The organism is Massilia sp. CFBP 13721 (genome assembly GCF_014842025.1).
Classification (GTDB): domain Bacteria; phylum Pseudomonadota; class Gammaproteobacteria; order Burkholderiales; family Burkholderiaceae_D; genus Telluria.
In genome coordinates, this window is the sequence record NZ_JACYUY010000002.1 from 1 (window position 1) to 19423 (window position 19423).

Sequence of the window (19423 nt, forward strand, 5' to 3'; positions counted from 1 at the left end):
CCAGGAGCCACTGGTGCAGCGCTTCGAACCCGCTCCGGTTGTTGTCGAACACCTTGTGCTTGTGTTTCCCCGTCCGGCTGGCGCAATGCACAGTCGACTTTAGCCTTGGCAACATCGATTCCCAGATACCACACCTGCATTTTGTCCTCTTCTGATCTACCTTGTGAATACGGGCTCACGGCTGGGCCGGGCCAAAGATACTTGTCCGATCTTCGAACGAGGGTGAGCAGCTGGTGCGAAATCTACGAATTACTGGCTTTTGCCAAAGGGTGGGCTCGGCATCCAGCTGCTCGAACCCGAGTGATTCCTCGGGTTAAAGTGAGCAATAAGCTCAGAAAGCATAATACAAGGGTGGGCTCTCCGAGCCCACGCGGATTCTGCGTACCAATAGCGGCTCAGCCACAGCTCCACAGGCGCAGGCATATCTCAAAAGCGCTATGTGTCAAATTCATCACACCAAGTTAATCTCTTCCACTGCTTGCCAAAAGCTGCTAGAATTTCGTTCTTCCCTAAATCCAACGGTTTGATTTTTACATGACCACTATCCGCCTTAAAGAAAACGAGCCGTTCGAAGTCGCTATGCGTCGCTTCAAGCGCACTATCGAAAAAACCGGTCTGCTGACGGAACTGCGCGCACGCGAGTTCTACGAAAAGCCAACTGCAGAGCGTAAGCGCAAGCTTGCCGCTGCCGTGAAGCGCCACTACAAGCGCATCCGCAGCCAGCAACTGCCTAAGAAACTGTACTAAGACTGTCTGCCGGCTAGTCCGGCGACGAAGCGCTGCGCTCGTCCCGGTAGCTGCGAGAAGTCCTCGAACCCGCCCTGGTTGTCACCCCGGCGGGTTTTGTTGTTTGTCCCTTATCGATTGGAGAACCCATGAGCCTGAAAGAACAAATCACCAACGACATGAAAGCGGCGATGCGCGCCAAGGAAGCCGGCAAGCTGAACACGATCCGCCTGATCCTGGCCGACATCAAGCGCAAGGAAGTCGACGAACAGATCGAACTGAACGACCAGCAAACCGTCGCCATTGTCGAAAAGATGATCAAGCAGCGCAAGGACTCGATTACCCAGTTCGAAGCCGGCAACCGCGCCGACCTGGCCGACATCGAAAAGGCCGAGCTCGAAGTGCTGGTGGCCTACATGCCGGCTGGACTGTCGGACGATGAAATCGCCGCCGAAGTCGCTGCCGCCGTGACCGCCTCCGGCGCTGCCGGCCCGCAGGACATGGGCAAGGTGATGGCCATCGTCAAGCCGAAACTGGCGGGACGTGCCGACATGACGATCGTGTCGACCCTGGTCAAGAAAGCGCTGACCGGCGCGTGACGCAACACAAGCGGGCCCGATGGTCCCTTGCTTGTTGTAAATCAATTTGCAGCGAGCGCTGCGGTATAGTCTGACCTTAGACAAACACGGTGTAGAGCTCTTACGTGATTCCGCAATCCTTCATTACCGATTTGCTCAACCGCGTCGACATCGTCGACGTCGTTGGGCGTTACGTCCAGCTGAAAAAGGGCGGCGCCAATTACATGGGGCTGTGTCCTTTTCACAGCGAAAAATCCCCCAGCTTTACCGTCAGCCCCACCAAACAGTTCTATCACTGCTTCGGTTGCGGCGCCCATGGCACCTCGATCGGCTTCCTGATCGAATACTCGGGCATGGGTTTCGTCGATGCCGTCAAGGACTTGGCGCAGAACGTGGGCATGGTCGTGCCCGAAGCCGACGACAAGATCCCGCCGCTGCAGCGCGCCGCCCAGCAGGCGCAATCGCAGTCGATGACCGAAGCGCTCAGCCAGGCCTGCGACTATTACCGCGCCCAGCTGAAAACCGCATCGAACGCGATCAGCTACCTGAAAAACCGCGGCCTGACCGGCGAAGTCGCCGCCCGCTTCGGCATGGGCTACGCCCCGTCCGGTTGGGACAATCTGCGCACCGTGTTCTCCGATTACGACATGCTGGCGCTGGTCGAGTCCGGCCTCGTGATCGACAAGGTGGATGAGGACGGCAGCAACAAGAAGCGTTACGACCGTTTCCGCGAACGCATCATGTTCCCGATCCGAAACATCAAAGGACAGGTGATCGGCTTCGGCGGCCGCGTGCTCGACAGCGGCGAACCGAAATACCTGAACTCGCCGGAAACGCCGCTGTTCCAGAAGGGCCTGGAATTGTACGGCCTGTTCGAAGCGCGCCAGGCGATCCGCGACGCCGGCTACGTGCTGGTGACCGAAGGCTACATGGACGTCGTCGCGCTGGCCCAGCTCGGCTTCCCGCAAGCGGTCGCCACCCTCGGCACCGCCTGTACCAGCACCCACGTGCAAAAGCTGCTGCGCCAGACCGACAACGTCATTTTCAGTTTCGACGGCGACAAGGCCGGCCGCCGCGCCGCCCGCCGCGCGCTGGAAGCCTGCTTGCCGCAAGTGTCCGACAACAAGACCATCCAGTTCCTGTTCTTGCCGGAAAAGCACGACCCGGACAGCTTCGTGCGCGAATTCGGCGCTGATGCCTTCGCTCAGGAAATCAACGACGCCATGCCGCTGTCGCAATTCCTGCTGCGCGAGGTGACCGGCGAGCACGACCTGTCGACGCCGGAAGGGCGCGCCGCCACCCAGTACGACGCCAAGCCGCTGCTGCAGGCGATGACGCCATCGTCGTTGCGCCTGCAGATCGTGCGCGGCCTGGCCAGCCTGACGGAGTCGTCGCCGGCGGAGATCGAAAGCCTGTTCGAACTGTCCAAGCCAGTCTCGGTGGCGAAAAAGGCGCCGCCGCGCCAAGGCCGTCCGGAGCCGGTCGGCCTCGAGCTGCAGATCACGCGTCTTCTGGTCGCGCATCCGGCGCTGTCGCTGCACCTGGACGAGTCGGCGCTGCAAGCGTTCGACCATTTCGGGCAGGAATCGAGCGATGCCTTGCGCTACCTGGTCAGCGTTGCCCAGGCCCTGGGCGAATACGGCAACTTCGCGGCGCTGTCGGAACAGCTCAAAGAGGCAAGTAATCACTACGACCGCATCATTGCCGAGATTGCTTCCGAGCCGGAATCCGATCCCGATGCGAATCGGGTATTCCTGGTAAGCGCTGTGAGGCAAATCAAGATCGAAGCCTTGAAACAGGAGTTGAACCAGTTGTTTTCCAAGGGGCTGACCCCAGATCAGGTGAGCGCTCGCTATCGCGAAATCACGGCACAGCAGCAGGTTCTGGAGGCTGAGCAGGCTGCCGATCGCAGCCCCCGCTGAGGGTGCGTTGCAAAGTCGGCAAGTGGGCTTCGTGCAACTTGGAAAAAGAGGGGTGCGTGCTATAATAAAACGCTAACTATTGCAACCTTTGAAACGACTTTCGTGTCAAAAGGGGCGTGGAGTTTCAGTTAGCGCAGCAGTGTTGTACGCTGGATGCAGCGTGATGTAAGGTAACAAAACTTTATCTTTAACCATCGTAAAGTTAGTCGTTGTGACATCGAAAGCGCCTGTGCCAACCAAGAAACCCGAACCCAAAGTGGCTGCCAAACCCACCAGAGCGTCTGCCCAGGCAGACAACGCACAAGACAAGGCCGATGTCCGCACCGCGGGCGCCGCCCCCGTCGTCAGCCAGACCACCGATGCCGCCACCCTGGCCGCCATCGACACGTCCGGTTACGTGCTGCCATCCGTGAAAGTCCCGGGTCGCCGCGGTCGCAAACCCAAAGAATTCACGCCCGAGAACGATGAAGTCGCCGCGCTCAACGCGGTCGAACGCGCCGAGCTGAAAGCCGTCGACAAGGCCAAGGCCAAGGACCGCAAGGCCAAGGAAAAAGCCCTGTTGAAAGACGCGTTCGCCTCGGACACCGAAGCGAGTGAAGAAGAGCTCGAGATCCGGCGCCAGAAGCTCAAGGCGCTGATCAAGAACGGCAAGGAACGTGGTTTCCTCACCTATGCGGAAATCAACGACCACCTGCCCGAGAACATCGTCGATCCGGAAGCGATCGAAGGCATCATCGGCACCTTCAACGACATGGGCATTGCCGTGTATGAACACGCGCCCGATGCCGAGTCGCTGCTGCTGTCCGATAACGTCGCCACCGTTACCAGCGACGACGAAGCCGAAGCTGCCGCCGAAGCGGCGCTGTCGACGGTCGACTCCGACTTCGGCCGCACCACCGACCCGGTGCGCATGTACATGCGCGAAATGGGTTCGGTCGAGCTGCTGACGCGCGAGGGCGAAATCGAAATTGCCAAGCGCATCGAAGACGGCCTGCGCGACATGATCCAGGCCATCTCGGCTTGCCCGGTCACCATCGCCGAAATCATCTCCGCCGCCCAGCGCATCGACGCCGACGAAATCAAGATCGACGAAATCGTCGACGGCCTGGTCGAAGAAGAAGGCGCCGAAGAAACCTCGCCATCGGCCGTCGTGCCCGCCACCGACGGCGACGAAGACGAGGACGAAGACGCCGAAGACGAAGAAGAAGGCGAGGAAGAAGAAGCCGCCGCCACCCCGGGCGCCGCCGGCTACTCGGCCGAGCAGCTCGAAGCATTGAAAGTCGCGGCGCTGGGTAAGTTCAGCACCATCGAACAGCAGTTCGACAAGATGCGCAAGGCCTACGAAAAGGAAGGCTACAACTCCAAGGCCTACGTCAAGGCGCAGGAAGCCATCTCCGACGAACTGCTGGGCATTCGCTTCACGGCAAAAGTCGTCGAAAAGCTGTGCGACACCCTGCGCGGCCAGGTCGACGAAGTGCGCCACATCGAAAAGCAGATTCTGGATGTCGCCGTGAACCGCTGCGGCATGCCGCGCGCCCACTTCATCAAGGTCTTCCCGGGCAACGAGACGAACCTGGAATGGGTCGACGGCGAAGTCAACGCCGGCCACGCCTACAGCGCCATCCTGGGCCGCAACATCCCGACCATCAAGGAACTGCAGCAACGCCTGATCGACCTGCAGTCGCGTGTCGTGCTGCCGCTGCCGGACCTGCGCAACATCAACCGCCAGATGGCGGCTGGCGAAATGAAGGCCCGCAAAGCCAAGCGCGAGATGACCGAGGCCAACCTGCGCCTGGTGATCTCGATCGCCAAGAAATACACCAACCGCGGCCTGCAATTCCTCGACCTGATCCAGGAAGGGAACATCGGCCTGATGAAGGCGGTCGATAAATTCGAATACCGCCGTGGCTACAAATTCTCGACCTATGCGACGTGGTGGATCCGCCAGGCCATCACCCGCTCGATCGCCGACCAGGCGCGCACCATTCGGATTCCGGTGCACATGATCGAAACCATCAACAAGATGAACCGCATCTCGCGTCAGATCCTGCAAGAGACGGGCGCCGAGCCGGACCCGGCAACGCTGGCCATCAAGATGGAAATGCCGGAAGACAAAATCCGGAAGATCATGAAGATCGCCAAAGAGCCGATCTCGATGGAAACGCCGATCGGCGACGACGACGATTCGCACCTGGGCGATTTCATCGAGGACAACAACACGCTGGCCCCGTCGGATGCGGCCCTGCATGCCTCGATGCGCGGCGTGGTGAAGGACGTGCTCGACTCGCTGACCCCGCGCGAAGCGAAGGTGCTACGCATGCGCTTCGGCATCGAAATGTCGACCGACCACACACTGGAAGAAGTCGGTAAACAGTTCGACGTCACCCGCGAACGCATCCGCCAGATCGAAGCCAAGGCCCTGCGCAAGCTGCGCCACCCGTCGCGTTCGGACAAGCTGAAGAGCTTCCTGGAGGGGAGCAGCTGATTGTTGGCTGTTGACCACAGCCGTCAAGTTTACTAAACGCTTGACGGCTCAGCACTAAACGCAATATCCTCTCGCCACTTCGTTCGGGACACCGCAGCGCGGTGGCGAGATTCTTCTTCCCATCTGTAACGAGTTTGGGCCTCTAGCTCATGCCTGGTTAGAGCAGCGGACTCATAATCCGTTGGTGCCCGGTTCGACTCCGGGGAGGCCTACCAATATATCTCGTAAGGTTCAAGCCGTAGCGTCAGGCACCCATCAATATGGGTTGAACCAGCGGTTAGCAGTTGGCGCGACAAGCCATATTATCCGCGCCAACCGTTTCTCAGCTAACTCATCGCGTCACAGCCGAACTTCGACTGGCATCCACCTACTCATCTCCCTCCACCCGCGCCGCCCCCAGCGCATGCGGCCGAATCAAATCCAGCCGCACCGCATACTGCACGCCACCCCGCACCCCGTCCGCCACGATCTGCCCGGCATCGTTGATCCCGCGCGAGAAGCTGATGTTCCAGCCCGACCTGCGGTCGATCAGCGCGTTCAGGCTTTCGAGCCGCTTGCCGCGGTAGACGAAGGCACCTAGATGGTTGCTGTTGCCGACGACGTGACCGTGGTTGTTGATGGCCTGGGCCGTGCTGAAACGGTAATCGCCGGCGGGGCGGGTGTCGATCAGGGTCGCGCGGCCATGGGTCCAGACGGTGGCGAGCGCTTCGCGGAAGGTTGCCGTCGAGGTGTAGCCGGCGACTTGTCCACGGTCGTTGATATCGAGGCCGTAACTGGGCGTGTAGCCGAAGTCGCCCAGTTGGCGTATTGCGCCGTCCCTCCAGACAAAGGCGTAGAACGGAATTTCCGGAGCGAACAGCGACCCGGACTCGCCGGTGACCTGGTTGCGGTTGTTGAGTGCCTCCGGCTGCGTGGTCGGGTTGTCGTAGGACAGGGTGCCGATGTCCTGGTACTTGCCGTTCGGCGCGCGCAGGTAGCCATGCGGGTTGCTGCCGGCGGGGTCCGTGGTTGGCGGACTGGCCGCCGCCAGGATATAGCCGGCGTTGTTGATGTCCACATAACGGGTGGGACGGCCGCCGGGGCCGCTCAGCTGGCGGAAGCTGCCGCGGTAATACACGTAGCCGCGCGCCTGGCCGGTGCTGCTGGTCCAGTTGCCGAGGATCTCGCCCTTGTCGTTGATGGCCACTGCGATGTTGGACGTGGCGCCCGGCAGGGTCAGCCCGACCGGGCCTTTGCCGTAGTTGACGAAGCTGCGGTAGGTCAGGGTACCGGTCGGGACGATGCCGACGACGGCGCCGGCAGCGTTGATGCCGGTCGGCTGGCTGTTGGCGGGGCCGACGATGGTGACGCGGTATTCGGCATAGCCCGGGGAGGCATGGGCCATACCGGCCGCGAGCGACAGCAAGAGTAGCGATGCCAGCGAAAAACGATTGCGCACTAACATGACAATCTCCAGTAGGTGAAAGCGGCTGGGCAAGACGATGGCGCCAGCCGCAAGGTGACACCCGCCACCAGGGCGATTCCCGGTACGACAACATCCTGCGCGTGTCAGTCGGCGTCCTTGTCCTCCAGCTGGGGTGCCGCCAGCACGCTCGGCCGGATCAGGTCGAGCCGCACCGCGTAGGACACGCCATTGCGCACGGCCGTCGCCGCGATCTGGCCGGCATCGTTGATTGCCTGCGGCGCGACGATGTCCCAGCCGGATTTCGGGGCGATCAGCGCATTCAGGCTCTGCATGCGCTTGCCGCGGTAGACGAAGCCGGACAGGTGGTCGCTGCTGCCGACGACGTGGCCGTAGTTATTGATGCCGGTGCCCACGCTCGAGCGCTCCGCGACGGCGGCGCCGCGCCCGTCGATGTCGATCAGGCGGCCATTGCTGTAGATATAGGCGACGCGGCTGCGAAAGCCGGTCGGCACCGACATGTAGCCGGTGATCTGCCCTCGGCCGTTGATGGCGTTGCCGCCGTTGGGTGTCCAGCCGAAGTCGCCCAGGTCGCGCATCACCCCTTTGGTCCAGGTGTAGGCGCGCAGCGGCTGGTCCGGTTGCGAGAAGGGGCCGGACTCGCCCGTAACCTGGTTGCGGTTATTCAGCGCCAAGGCGGTGTTCAGGGTCGGTGTGTCTTCCCAGTCTGGAAAGTGCAGGTTGCCGACGTTCCGGAACTTGCCGCTCGGGTCGCGCAGGTAGCCGCGCCAGCCGCCCGGGAACCGCGGCGACTCCGCGGTCGCGGTGACGTAGCCGGCATTGTTGATGTCGGTGTAGCGCGCGAACGTGCCGCGCAGTGCACCGATATCGCGCCGCTTGCCCTGGTAGTAGATGAAGCCGCGCCGCTGGCCGCCGGCGCTCGTCCAGTGGCCGAGCACCTCGCCCTTGTCGTTGATGGCGACGGCTTCGCTCGCGCTGCCGCCCAGTGCGCCGAGGTCGACCAGGCCCTTGCCGCGGTTCAGGAAACCGTGGGTGGACGTGGGGCTGAACGGATAAGTGCCAATCACCACGCCGGCGCTGTTGATGTCGGTGGCGGTGCTATTGGCCGGCCCCACCACCGTGACGCGGTACTCGGGGTAGCCCGGGGCGGCGTTCGCCACGCCAAGGGCGAAGGTCAGTAAGAACAAGGACAGTCGGTCAGGTGCACGCATTCGAACCTCCATGATGGACGCCGCTAGTGATGGAAGTCGATGAAAAACCATTTCGCATCGACATAATTTACTTAAGAAACAAGGGCTTGCGTCCATGGGCGCCTGCCCGCCAATCAAGGTACCCCGTCGGCGCCGGCTGGGTTTGGGACGGAACAATGCGAGATGGGTAGCACCTGTAGGCGAATGCCGATTCGGCGCGCCTGTTGCGCCTGCTGGACAAGATTGCATGTTGTGTTTTTCCGGTGGTCATGTCTAAAAACAGCCACAGGTGAGAATGTGTGATTTCTTCTAGGTCACATTAATGGCAAAATAGCATTCTGATCAGCAAAGCCCAGGGCCTTGGAGCTTCTCCCATGGAAATCAATTCGCTGACCGGCGAGTTCATGCTCGCGCCGCTTGAGGGCGCGTACCTGAAACACAAGCAGGCCCAGACCCAGGAGCTGCTCGGCTTCACGCTGGTGTTTTGCACTGTTTTTTACCTCGGCTTTTTCGCCACTGACCTTGCCGTCCTCGGCTGGGGAGTTGAAACGATGGTGTCGCTGGCCGCCCGTGTGCTGGTGGCGGTGATTGCCGGCACCTGCGCCTGGCTGGCTTACCGGCGCGCCTTGTCGGTGCGCGCCACGCGCGTTGCCGCCTCGCTGTCCGAGGGCGTGGCGCTGGCCAGCTTCATGCTCATCTCGTTCCTGCGCCCAGGCGAATTCCACTGGCACGCGATGTCGCTGGCGATCATGCTGGTCGTGATCTACCTGTATATCCCGAACCGCTTGCGCTATGCGACGGCGCTGTCGGTGGCGGCCACGCTGGCCTTTGTCGCGCTCGCCGGCAAGTACGGCCATATGGCGTTCGCCGATGCATTGACGATGGTGATGCTGCTGGTATTGGTCAATACCTTCGGCTTCCTGGCCGCGCGCCGCTTCAATCACGTGTCGCGCGAGGAATACCGCTCCTGGTCGGTGCTGAAACATGCGGCCGAGCGCGATCACCTGACCGGATGCTTCAACCGCCGCTACCTGCATGAACAGTTGATGGGCGGACAGTGGGCCGGGCGCGCGCGCGACGCCAACAGCCTCACCGTCGTGCTGTGCGACATCGACCGCTTCAAGCACATCAACGATACCCATGGCCATGGCGATGGCGACATGGTGCTGCGCGGATTCGCGCGCATCCTGCACGCCGCCACCCGCGACGGCATCGACAGCGTGGTGCGCTATGGCGGCGAGGAATTTTTGGTGGTGTTGCCGGGGACCGATCTGGGCGGCGGCATCCGCCTGGCCGAACGCCTGCGCGTGACCTTTGCCGCGACCGAAGTCGTGTCGCACGACGGCGCCACCCGGCTGCGCGCCACCGCCAGCTTCGGCGTCGCCACCATCGACCTCACGCAGCTGGCCTCCGACGCCCCGCTGCGCCGCCTGATCACGGCGGCCGACGAGTTAATGTACCAGGCCAAGCGCAACGGGCGTGACCGGATCGAGTCGTTACAACTGGCTTGACGTGGGCCGCGCGCGTCACGTGTCCGCCACCAAACCCAGCGCCCCCTGCCGGTCGAGCGTATAACGCTGCAGATCGCTCGCCAGGAACATGTTCCCCGTGTAGGCCGCGCGTGCCTCGGCCTCGACGTCGGCCATCGACGGCCCATTGCCCACCTGCTGGTAGCGTGGGCTGAAATGGGTCAGGATCAGGTTCGGGATCCCGGCCGCTTCGGCAAACGCCGCCGTCGCCCGTGCCGAACTGTGCTGCGGCCCCGGCCCGACCTTCTGCAATACCTCTTCGGTATACGTCGCTTCGTGCACCAGCAGGTGCGCGTCCTCGGCCTGGGCGGCGAGCAGGGCGGGCGTGTCGTTGTCGCCGGCGACGATGATCTTGCGCTGGCGCCGGCCCGGCAAGATGTAATCGGCGCTGCGGACGACGCGGCAGTCAGGTAAATCGATGTCTTCGCCGCGCTGCAATTGGCCCCAGCCGGGGCCGGAGGCGATGCCGTCGCGCTCGAGCTTGGCCCTGTCGAGGCGGCGCTCGACGCTTTTTTCGATAAAGGTAAATGCGAACGAGGGCACGCGGTGCGACAGCGCGGTCGCTTCGACGCGGAAGTCGGGCAGCGTGGCGCTGGTCCAGCCCGGTTCGATGGCGGCGAATTCGAGCGGATAGGGCAGGCGCAGTTCGGTGCTCTCCATGACGCCGCGCACGAAGCGTTCGACCGCGGGCGGCCCGGCGATCAGCAGCGGCTCGCTGCGGTTGAGCAAGCCGGCGCTGGCCAGCAGACCCGGCAGGCCATAGCAGTGGTCGCCGTGGATGTGGGTGATGAAAATTGCCCGCAGGCTCATCGGAGAATAGTGGGTGCGCAGGATGCGGTGCTGCGTGCCTTCGCCGCAGTCGACCAGGTACCAACTTTTCGATCCCGTCGCCCGCAGCGCCAGGCCCGCCACGTTGCGTGCGCGGCTCGGCGTGCCGGAAGAGGTGCCCAGGAATTGCAGTTCCATCGTGTCGGTCCTTGTTTTTTCCGATTATGCGCGAACCGGGCGAACGCGGCGGACAATTGCAGAGCGTGGCGCGCAACTGATGATTCGCCTACGTGCATGAAAGAAAATTTCAAATAATCGCTTCGCAAGAAATAATATTTCATTGTTTATGGTGTAGGACGCTGCCTACAAACAACAGGAAGGACTTAAATGCTTGTGGTGCAAATTTCTCGTCGGTAGAATTTGCAACGTAATTTTTCGTCAATTCGCTCATCCACTTATTTATTAGCCGGCGCCCCATGCCGGGTCTCCGGCCGATGCCTTTTCGCTCCACACTGTCCTTTCGCCTCTGCCGCGACGCCCGCGCCTATCTTCGGGCCAGCGTAGTGCGCCGCTTGCTGGTGTTCCTGGCCGTCGCGCTGCCGCTGGTCTGGCTGGTCGTGGCGCATGAGCGTGCCCAGTTGGGCAATGTTGCGCGCGACGAGAGCTACCGTAACGTCAAGAACCTGGCCCATGCCTTTGCCGAGGAAGTGCGCTCGAGCATTGTCACGATCGACCTGTCGCTGAGCCAGTTGCGCCTCGGCTGGCTGCGCAATCCGGAACAGTTCGGCGCCATCGTGGCCGAACTCAACACCCACCTGCAGGGCCATCTGCACATCACGCTCATCGTCACCGATCCGCAGGGGCAGGTGCTGTTCGCCAACGCGCCGCATGCGCCGCGGCTGAACCTGGGCGACCGCGACTACGTGCAGGCGCACCTGAAGGAAGACGCGGGCGACCGGTTGTTCATCGGCAAGCCGCTACGCGGACGGCTGTCGGGACGCCAAACGGTGCAATTTTCGCGGCCGATCTACGGCGATGACGGCAAGCTGGCTGGAATCATCATCGCCGGCGTCGCGCCCGGCTATTTTTCGCGTTTCTACGACACCATGGACCTCGGCGCCGATGCGTCGATCGCCCTGGTCCGTGCCGATGGCGTCGTGATCGGCCGCACCACGCAAAGCCTGACCATGCGCGACAGCGGCAAGCTGCTGCCCGGCGCTCCCTATCTGGTGAGCGGCAAGACGGGCGGTACGTTCCAGCGCGTCAGCCGCCTGGACGGCGTCGAGCGCCACTACGGCTGGCGCAGGCTGTCCGAATATGGTCTGGCCGTGACTGTCGGCCAGGCGGTACTGGATGCTAACGCACGCTATGCGCAGCAAAAGCAATTGCTGGTGTATATAGGCTTGGCGGTATCGCTGCTGCTGGTACTGGCCGGCTGGGCGGTATTTGCCGCGGCCGACCAGCACCGGCGCGGCGTCGCCTCGCTGGCCGCCGCCGAAGCACGCTGGAAGCTGGCGCTGAACGCCACCGGCGAAGGCGTCTGGGATTACAGTTTTACCAATCGCATGGTCACCCTGTCGCCGAGTACGCAAGGCATCGTCGATGCCGAGGGCACGCTGCTGCCGTTTGGCCGCAGCGCCTTTGCCGCGATGGCGCACCCGGAAGACGCGCACGCCGTGCTGCATGCGCTCTACGCCCACCTGCAGGGCGCGACGCCCGACTACACCGCGCAGTTTCGTACACGCCTGGGCAACGGCAACTGGCGCTGGATCCTGGTGCGCGGCCAGGTGGCCGAGCGCGACGGCATGGGACAGCCGCTGCGCATCGTCGGCACCGTGGCCGATATCGATGCGCGCAAATTGCAGGAAGAACAAATCCGCCACATGGCGCACCACGACGTGCTGACCGGCCTGCCGAACCGCCTGCTGTTCGGCGACCGCCTGCGCCAGGCCCTGCTGGCGGCCCGGCGCGAAGAGCACAAGCTCGCCGTCATCTTCTTCGACCTGGATAAGTTCAAGCCCGTCAACGACAGCTATGGCCACGCGGTCGGCGACGTCTTGCTGCAGCAAGTCGCCACGCGCCTGCACGCCACGCTGCGCGCCTCGGACACGCTGGCCCGCCTCGGCGGCGATGAATTCGTCGTGCTGCTGCCACGCGTGAGCGACACTGCCGACGCGAGAAAGGTAGCCGAAGATATCTTGCGCGAACTGCACCGTCCCTTCATGACCGAGGGGTTTAGTGTCAGCATCTCGGCCAGCGTGGGTGTGGCCGTGTTCCCGGACTGCGCAGACGACACCGACACCCTGTTGCGCTGCGCCGACGCCGCCATGTACCAGGCCAAACTGCAAGGCCGCGGCCGCGTGGCCGAGCACGCCGCCAGCAAGCGCGCGCTGGCCGTGCCGGCGCACGCCGAGCGCCTGGCGGCCTGAGCGGCTACCTTTAGTGCGTCAACCTCAGGCCGGCCGCACCCCTTCGATCACGAAGCCGCTGGCAGGCAGGGCCGGCATGCGTTCCAGGCTGACCGTCAGGTCCTGCGGCGGGACCTCGTAGTGGATGGCGCCGGCGAGCAGGCGCAGCGCCGATTTGGTCAGCTCGACGGTGACGGCTTCCCCGGGGCAGCGGTGGCCCGAGGCCGGATCGCCGCCGCCTTGCGGGATCAGGTCGAAACCGTTGTCCTTGCGCGCCTCGAAGCGTTGCGGGCGGAACAGATCGGCGTCCGGCCAGGTGGCGCGGTGGTGGTTGGTGCCGTACATGTCGAGCAACACCCAGTCGCCCTTGTCGAACTGCAGCCCGTTCCAGGCGAAGGAATGGTTGGCGCGTCCGCCGATGGCCGGGAAGAAGGGGTAGAAGCGCCGCACTTCCTCGACGAACATCTCCAGTGCGGCGTCGTCGCCGCCCGCCAGGCGCGTTCTCCACTCCGGGTAGTCGTGCATGGCCAGCGCGCCGAAGACGATGTAGCGCGCCACCGCCACCACCGGGCGCAGTACGTTCAGCAGTTCCACCGCCGCATCCGCATTCGACAGCACTTCGCCGTCGGCGTCAACGTGGAAGGCGATCGTCGCCAGCGGGCTTTCCGGGTCGACCGGGCGCCCGGTGCGTACCGCCACGATGTGGTCGTGCGCCCATTGTTCGGTATGGCGGCGCAGCGAGGCGCCGAGCCAGTTGCGCGGGCCGACGGCGCCGGCGCCGTCGATCATGGCCGAGAATTCGGCGGTGCGCAGGACTTCCTCTTCAACATTGGCCAGCGGCACGCCGGCCCAGGCGCAGGCGGCGCGGCACAGCACGGCCTGCGCTTCCTGGATCAGCACTTGCCGGCGCACGCGCGGCCAGCGTTCGAAGCGCAGGCGCCATTCACGTTCGGCCAGGTCCACCAGACGCGCGCGCGAGGCCGGCGTCTGCAGCGACATCAGCATCGCTTTTCTCACCCGGTGCATGTCGCCGTCCTGCACGTGGGCGCTGCCGTGCCCCTGCAGCAGGGCCAGCGCGGTGGGGGGATTGGCGCCCTGGCGCGTGAAGCGGCCCGGCTGGTAGAACATGCGCGCGGCCGCCTCGCCGCGCACGCAGACCACGCGGCGCAGCATCAGGCGGGTGCCGAAAATGTCCGAGCCGAGTTCGTCGCAGCGGTTGCCGATGAAACGGTAGCCCTCGCTGAGGAGCGCGATGGAGTTGTCGAAGCCGGGCGCCTGGGGGATGGTGCGGTGCACGGGCAGGGCGGTGGAAGGGGGGGCATTCATGGGCAGTCTCCTTTTGCCCCGAGTGTGCCAGAGCAGCCGTGTTCCGAATGTGCGCTGGCGCTCGCAACGCGGCCCTGTTGTGTTTTATGCACAAGCCGGCGGCATGCCCGTGCCCGCGTCTGGGCGTCTTGCGGCGCATCAGGCGCGCGCCGCGTCAGTACGGGAACCGCAGGCGGCCGGTCGCGTTCCAAGTCAGTATTGCGTGCCGATGGTGTACCGGCCTGACCAGGAGTGCTCCAGGAGTGTTGATGATGAGCCGTTACCGCAAGCGCCTGCCCCAGCTCGAAGGCCGCCTGTTCCTGGCCGACGCCGGCCTGGAAACGGTGCTCTCCTTCCAGCAGGGTTTTACCTTGCCCTCGTTTGCCTCCTTCGTGCTGCTGGAAGACGAGCGCGGCCGCGCGGCCCTGAAGGCGTATTTCGACCAGTTTGCGCGCCTGGCGCAGGCGCAGCGGACCGGGCTGGTGCTGGAAACGCCGACCTGGCGCGCCAATCCCGACTGGGGGCAGGCGCTGGGCTACAACGCGCTGGCGCTGGCGGACGCCAACCGCGACGCGGTGGCGCTGCTGGCCGAGGTGCGCGCCGCCTACGACAGCCCGCTCACGCCGGTCGTCATCAGCGGCAACCTGGGGCCGCGCGGCGACGGTTACCGCGCTGGTCTCCGCATGAGCGCGGCCGCCGCCCACGACTACCACCTGGCGCAGATCGCCACCTTTTCCGGCACCGAGGCCGACATGGTGTCCGCCTTCACGATCACCTATCCGGACGAAGCGATCGGCATCGTCGACGCGGCCGCGGCCTGCGAAATGCCGGTCGCCATTTCCTTTACGCTGGAAATGGACGGCCGCCTGCCGTCCGGCGACCCGCTGTCCGACGCCGTCCTGCGTACCGATGCCGAGACCGGCAACTACGCCGCCTATTACATGGTCAATTGCGTGCACCCGGCCCATCTGGCGCCGGCGTTGGCCAAGGGTGGCGCCTGGCGCGAGCGCCTGCACGGCCTGCGCGCCAACGCCTTGCGCCTCAGCCATGCCGAACTCGACGAATCGACCGAACTCGACGATGGGGATCCGGAAGCGTTGGGCGAGGAATACCTGGCGCTGCACAACCTGTTGCCGCGCATGAACGTGGTCGGTGGCTGCTGCGGCACGGACGAGCGCCACGTGGCGTCGATTGCGCGCCACCTGACCGGGCGGGCGGCGGGTGCCGGGCCGCCGCCGTAGCCTTTCGCGCAGGATACGCGCCGGAAGGATGCGTGCGTTACGCGTGGACGGCAGAGCCGTCCACCCTACTACAATTGCGTCAGATGTAGGTGGACGGGTCCCCCGTCCACGCGTTCAACCCGCGTCCCGCCGGCTCACTGCGTCGCCGGCGCCGCCGGCAAGGCCGCATCCGCCTCCGCAAGCGCGCGCGGCAAATAAATGCTGATCGTCGTCCCTTCGCCCAGCCTGCTATCGATGCGGATGTAGCCGCCGCTCTGGCGCACGAAACCGTGCGCCATCGACAGGCCCAGCCCCGTTCCCTTGCCCTCGGGCTTGGTCGTAAAGAAGGGTTCGAAGGCGCGCTCGATCACTTCTGGCGGCATGCCTGCGCCGCTGTCGGCCACGGCGATCAGCACATAGTCGCCCGGCGCCAGTTCCGGGTCGTCGTTGGCAAGCTCGCTGTCGAGCGCGCGGTTGGCCAGCGTGATCGTCACCTTGCCGCTCCCCTCCATGGCGTCGCGCGCGTTGATAACAAGGTTCAACAGAACGTTCTCCAGCTGGTTGGGGTCGACCAGCGTATGCCACAGGTCAGCGGCGCGCGCCAGTTCGATCGCGACCGCGTCGCCGGCGGCGCGGTGCAGCAGGCTGTCCATGCGTTCGAGCAAGAGGCCGACGTCGACCAGGCTCGGGTGCAGCGGCTGGCGCCGGGCAAAGGCCAGCAGTTGGGCCGACAGCTTGGCGCCGCGCTCGACCGCATCCTGGATGCTGCGCAGGCGTTTTTCGATGTTGCCGCCATTGCTGCCTGCCTTCTGCAGCAGTTGCACGTTGGCGCTGATGATGTGCAGGATGTTGTTGAAATCGTGGGTCACGCCGCCGGTGAGCTTGCCGACCGCTTCCAGCTTTTGCGAGCGCGCCAGCGCCATGCGCGCCTCGTCCAGGCGTTGCTTGCGCAATTGCTCGCGCGCCTCGGCTTCGCGCCGTGGCCGCATGTCGCGCAGGAAGGCGCTGGCGCCGTAGCCGACTTCGGCGGGCAGGGCGGCAACCACGATTTCCACCGGCACCAGGTGGCCGTCGCGGTGGCGCGCCATGACTTCGGCCGGCTCGCCGATTACCAGCGGCTGGCCGTCGCGCGCGAACTGGGCAAACCCGCGTTCGGCGGCCACGCGCTGGTCCGGCGGCACCAGCAGCTCGCCGATCTCGCACCCCAGCGCCTCGCTCCGCGTCCAGCCGAACTGCTGCACGGCGCGCGGGTTCCAGTCGGTGATGCGGCCGTCGTTGTCGATGGCGATAAAGGCGTCGTAGGTGTTTTGCAGGATCAGGTCCATGCGCTCGTAGGACTGGCGCAGTTCGAGCGTCATCGCGCGCGCCAGCTGCACGGCGCGGCGCCGCTCGCTGGCCAGCAGCCACACCACCAGGGCCAGCAGGAAACCGAGGCCGATGCCGGTGATGGCGATCACTTGCGGGCGGCGCGTATCGCGCCCGGCCTCGAACGCGGCGGACGAAGCAATGTCGATCAGCCAGGGACGCCCGGAAATGGTGGCCGGCAGCGTGCGCCGGTGCAGTGGCCGGCGCCAGGCGACGGCATCCTGCGAGCGGAACAGCAGTGCGTCCGGATCGGCGCGGGTGCCGTCGTAGACCGCGACCTGCAGGTCGTCCGCGTGGGCGCCGCCCAGGCCGCGCATCAGGTCCGCCATTCGGAATGGCGCGTATACCCAGCCGACGATCGCCGCGCGGCGCTGTTCGACGCTGGCGATCGGCGCGCCCTTGCGGTACACCGGCACGTACATCAGGAAGCCGGGCTGGGCGTTGTGGCCTTCCTGCACCAGCACCACCTTGCCCGACAGGGCGGCGCCGCCGCTGTCGCGCGCGGCTTCCATGGCGGCGCGGCGCACCGGTTCGCTGTACATGTCGAAGCCGAAGGCGCGCAGGTTGCGTCCGGAGAAGGGTTCGATGTGGGTGATCGAGGTCGCGAAGCCGCCGCTTGGGCGCGGGTGCACGGCGTAGCTGCCGAAACCCTGCGCCCGCAGCGCCGCCTCGTGCGCCGCCAATTGTTCGGGTGGAATGATGCTGGCGATGGCGAGCGCTTCGATGCCGGGAAAATGTTCTTGCAGGTTCTGGATCTGGAAATAGTCCGCGAAGTCGCGGCGGTCGATGTCGACGCTGCCGCGCATGAAGCCGCGCGTGCCGCGCAGCACCTGCTCGTAGACGGCCATGCGCCGTACCGTCGTGTTGACGAGGTCGCGTGCCCGGTAGTCGAACTGTCCCGCGAGGTCGGTGGCGGCATCAACCCGCGCGCCGCTCCATGCGCCCCAGGTGATCAGGAGCGACACCAGGAACACCAGGCCGGCGAGGATCAGGGGCCCCCATCCCTTGCGCAGGCGTGCGCCCGGGATGGGGATGGTCTCGTCGGGATCGGAACGCTGCATGTAGTCGGTTGGTAGTCGGTCGAAAGTCGGCCGCGGACGGCAGGAATGATCGGGCCTCGGCGCAAGCCCCGGACCCGGCCAGCATACGCGGCCAGTCCTTCCACAGGCGCACGTGTGGGGGAGGCCAGCCCCGCTGGCCAGTGATTTTGTTTGCATAATACAATATTCGCAGTGCTACAATCGGCCGCCGCATTTGCCCGGCCCATTCACTTACCTCTATGATCGCCCCCGATTCCCTCCTGCGCCGGCGCCGGCTGCCATGCGCTGTGCTCGGCGTACTGTTGCTGGCGCTGCTGTGGGGCGCGCTGGCGCCGCTGCGTACGCCCAGCCAGGAACGCGGTTTCACGTTTCCGGTGCCGCGTCAGGCCGGCGCCGCGGGCCTAGCGAGCGCCCGCGCGCCGGCACTGCCGCGCGAGATCCGCCTGACCTTGGGCGTGCAGGATGTGCTGCTGCTGCGCAACCTCGACCGCCAGCCCCATGTGTTCGGTCCGCTGCAACTGTTGCCGGGCCAGGAATTCCGCCTGCCCTTCGAGCAGGCCGGTGACTATGCCTACGCCTGTCCGGACGTGGCCGGCGGTACGCTCACCGTGCGCGTGGTGCGCCTGCCCGACCCCGGCTGGGAGCGTGTTCGATGGCGCCTGGGCGCGCTGATGCAGACGCTGCGGACATTGCCGATCATGGCGCCGCAGAAGTAGTTTCCGCCCCACTAGTTCTTCAGTTTATTGTTCCTGAAAGGCGCCCTGGCGGCCCTGCGGAAGGCGCGGCAGGCTGTCGGCAATCGTGCTGCGGTCCGCCCGGCGATTCTGTCATGATGGGGCATGGCCACGATTTCCCTTCCATTGTTTCCACTCAGCACGGTGCTGTTCCCGGATGGGGTGTTGCCGCTGCAGGTGTTCGAGGCGCGCTACCTCGACATGGTCAGCCGTTGCCTGACCGAGGACACGCCCTTCGGCGTGGTCTTGCTGACCCAGGGCCATGAAGTGCGCGCGCGCGGCGGGCAGCCGGAGCGCTTTGTCGAAGGCGGCACGCTTGCCACCGTCTGCGATACCGCGGCCACCACGCCCGGGCTGCTGCAGGTGGTCTGCCGCGGCGGCGCGCGCTTCGAAGTCAAATCATCGCAACAACGACTGAACGGTTTGTGGGTCGCCGAGGTCGAACTGGTGGAAGACGACCACGCCGTACGCATTCCCGCCGAATTGCAGGGCGCCTCCGATGCGCTCGACCGGGTGCTGGCCTCGCTGCACGACGTGCCGCAGGAGCGCTGGCCGGTACAGCCGCCGTTCCGGCTGGAAGATTGTGGCTGGGTCGCCAATCGCTGGTGTGAACTGTTGCCTTTGCCGAACAACCAGAAGCACAACATGCTCATGCTCGACAATCCAGTGATCCGTCTCGAGCTGCTGCACGATGTGCTGGACGAACATGGCCTGATCACCTCGTAACCAT

General features: G+C 64.7%; 14 protein-coding genes and 1 tRNA gene. 10 read left to right on the forward strand and 5 right to left on the reverse strand.

The window, feature by feature from the left end; genetic code table 11:
* Positions 1–534 precede the first annotated feature (534 nt).
* From rpsU to IFT60_RS01695, 5 genes are all read left to right on the forward strand, one after another.
* On the forward strand, positions 535–747 hold the full coding sequence (gene rpsU, locus IFT60_RS01675) for a 30S ribosomal protein S21 (RefSeq protein WP_005665410.1): 213 nt from the start codon (positions 535–537) through the stop codon (positions 745–747).
* A 128-nt stretch (positions 748–875) separates the two neighbouring features.
* Positions 876–1325 carry a GatB/YqeY domain-containing protein gene (locus IFT60_RS01680; protein ID WP_192048828.1) on the forward strand — a complete coding sequence of 150 codons (450 nt, stop codon included), beginning with the start codon at positions 876–878 and terminating at the stop codon, positions 1323–1325.
* A 104-nt stretch (positions 1326–1429) separates the two neighbouring features.
* The gene (dnaG, locus tag IFT60_RS01685; protein ID WP_192048830.1) at positions 1430–3226 is read left to right on the forward strand and encodes a DNA primase; all 1797 of its coding nucleotides are present in this window, start codon (positions 1430–1432) and stop codon (positions 3224–3226) included.
* Between the two features lie 256 nt (positions 3227–3482).
* The gene (gene rpoD / locus IFT60_RS01690; protein ID WP_374000697.1) at positions 3483–5711 is read left to right on the forward strand and encodes an RNA polymerase sigma factor RpoD; all 2229 of its coding nucleotides are present in this window, start codon (positions 3483–3485) and stop codon (positions 5709–5711) included.
* A 136-nt stretch (positions 5712–5847) separates the two neighbouring features.
* Positions 5848–5926: transfer RNA gene (locus IFT60_RS01695), tRNA-Ile, on the forward strand.
* Positions 5927–6078: 152 nt separating this feature from the next.
* On the opposite strand, the gene IFT60_RS01700 is transcribed toward IFT60_RS01695, so the two are convergent.
* Entirely contained in the window at positions 6079–7155 is a 1077-nt protein-coding gene (locus tag IFT60_RS01700; protein WP_192048834.1) for an HAF repeat-containing protein, read from the reverse strand.
* Positions 7156–7259: 104 nt separating this feature from the next.
* Positions 7260–8345, reverse strand: coding sequence for an HAF repeat-containing protein (locus IFT60_RS01705; RefSeq protein WP_192048836.1), 1086 nt, complete (start codon positions 8343–8345; stop codon positions 7260–7262).
* Between the two features lie 353 nt (positions 8346–8698).
* Here IFT60_RS01705 and IFT60_RS01710 point away from each other — a divergent pair, with 353 nt between their 5' ends.
* Complete coding sequence (locus tag IFT60_RS01710) at positions 8699–9835, forward strand: GGDEF domain-containing protein (protein ID WP_192048839.1); 1137 nt, start codon at positions 8699–8701, stop codon at positions 9833–9835.
* A 15-nt stretch (positions 9836–9850) separates the two neighbouring features.
* Here IFT60_RS01710 and IFT60_RS01715 read toward each other — a convergent pair whose 3' ends face one another.
* Positions 9851–10819: an MBL fold metallo-hydrolase gene (locus IFT60_RS01715; RefSeq protein WP_192048841.1), complete on the reverse strand. Its 969-nt coding sequence runs from the start codon at positions 10817–10819 to the stop codon at positions 9851–9853.
* 365 nt (positions 10820–11184) lie between these two features.
* Between IFT60_RS01715 and IFT60_RS01720 the strand changes: the two genes are divergently transcribed.
* Complete coding sequence (locus tag IFT60_RS01720; RefSeq protein ID WP_374000695.1) at positions 11185–13050, forward strand: bifunctional diguanylate cyclase/phosphodiesterase; 1866 nt, start codon at positions 11185–11187, stop codon at positions 13048–13050.
* A gap of 24 nt (positions 13051–13074) precedes the next feature.
* Here IFT60_RS01720 and IFT60_RS01725 read toward each other — a convergent pair whose 3' ends face one another.
* The gene (locus IFT60_RS01725; protein ID WP_192048845.1) at positions 13075–14355 is read right to left on the reverse strand and encodes a cytochrome P450; all 1281 of its coding nucleotides are present in this window, start codon (positions 14353–14355) and stop codon (positions 13075–13077) included.
* A 248-nt stretch (positions 14356–14603) separates the two neighbouring features.
* Between IFT60_RS01725 and IFT60_RS01730 the strand changes: the two genes are divergently transcribed.
* On the forward strand, positions 14604–15575 hold the full coding sequence (locus IFT60_RS01730) for a homocysteine S-methyltransferase family protein (protein ID WP_229510643.1): 972 nt from the start codon (positions 14604–14606) through the stop codon (positions 15573–15575).
* Between the two features lie 134 nt (positions 15576–15709).
* On the opposite strand, the gene IFT60_RS01735 is transcribed toward IFT60_RS01730, so the two are convergent.
* On the reverse strand, positions 15710–17980 hold the full coding sequence (locus IFT60_RS01735; protein ID WP_192048847.1) for a CHASE domain-containing protein: 2271 nt from the start codon (positions 17978–17980) through the stop codon (positions 15710–15712).
* Between the two features lie 218 nt (positions 17981–18198).
* On the opposite strand from IFT60_RS01735, the gene IFT60_RS01740 reads away from it, so the two are divergent.
* Together IFT60_RS01740 and IFT60_RS01745 are read left to right on the forward strand one after the other, a co-directional pair.
* On the forward strand, positions 18199–18675 hold the full coding sequence (locus IFT60_RS01740) for a cupredoxin domain-containing protein (RefSeq protein ID WP_192048849.1): 477 nt from the start codon (positions 18199–18201) through the stop codon (positions 18673–18675).
* Positions 18676–18798: 123 nt separating this feature from the next.
* A complete protein-coding gene (locus tag IFT60_RS01745) occupies positions 18799–19419 on the forward strand; it encodes an LON peptidase substrate-binding domain-containing protein (RefSeq protein ID WP_192048851.1) in 621 nt (206 codons plus the stop codon).
* Positions 19420–19423: the final 4 nt, after the last annotated feature.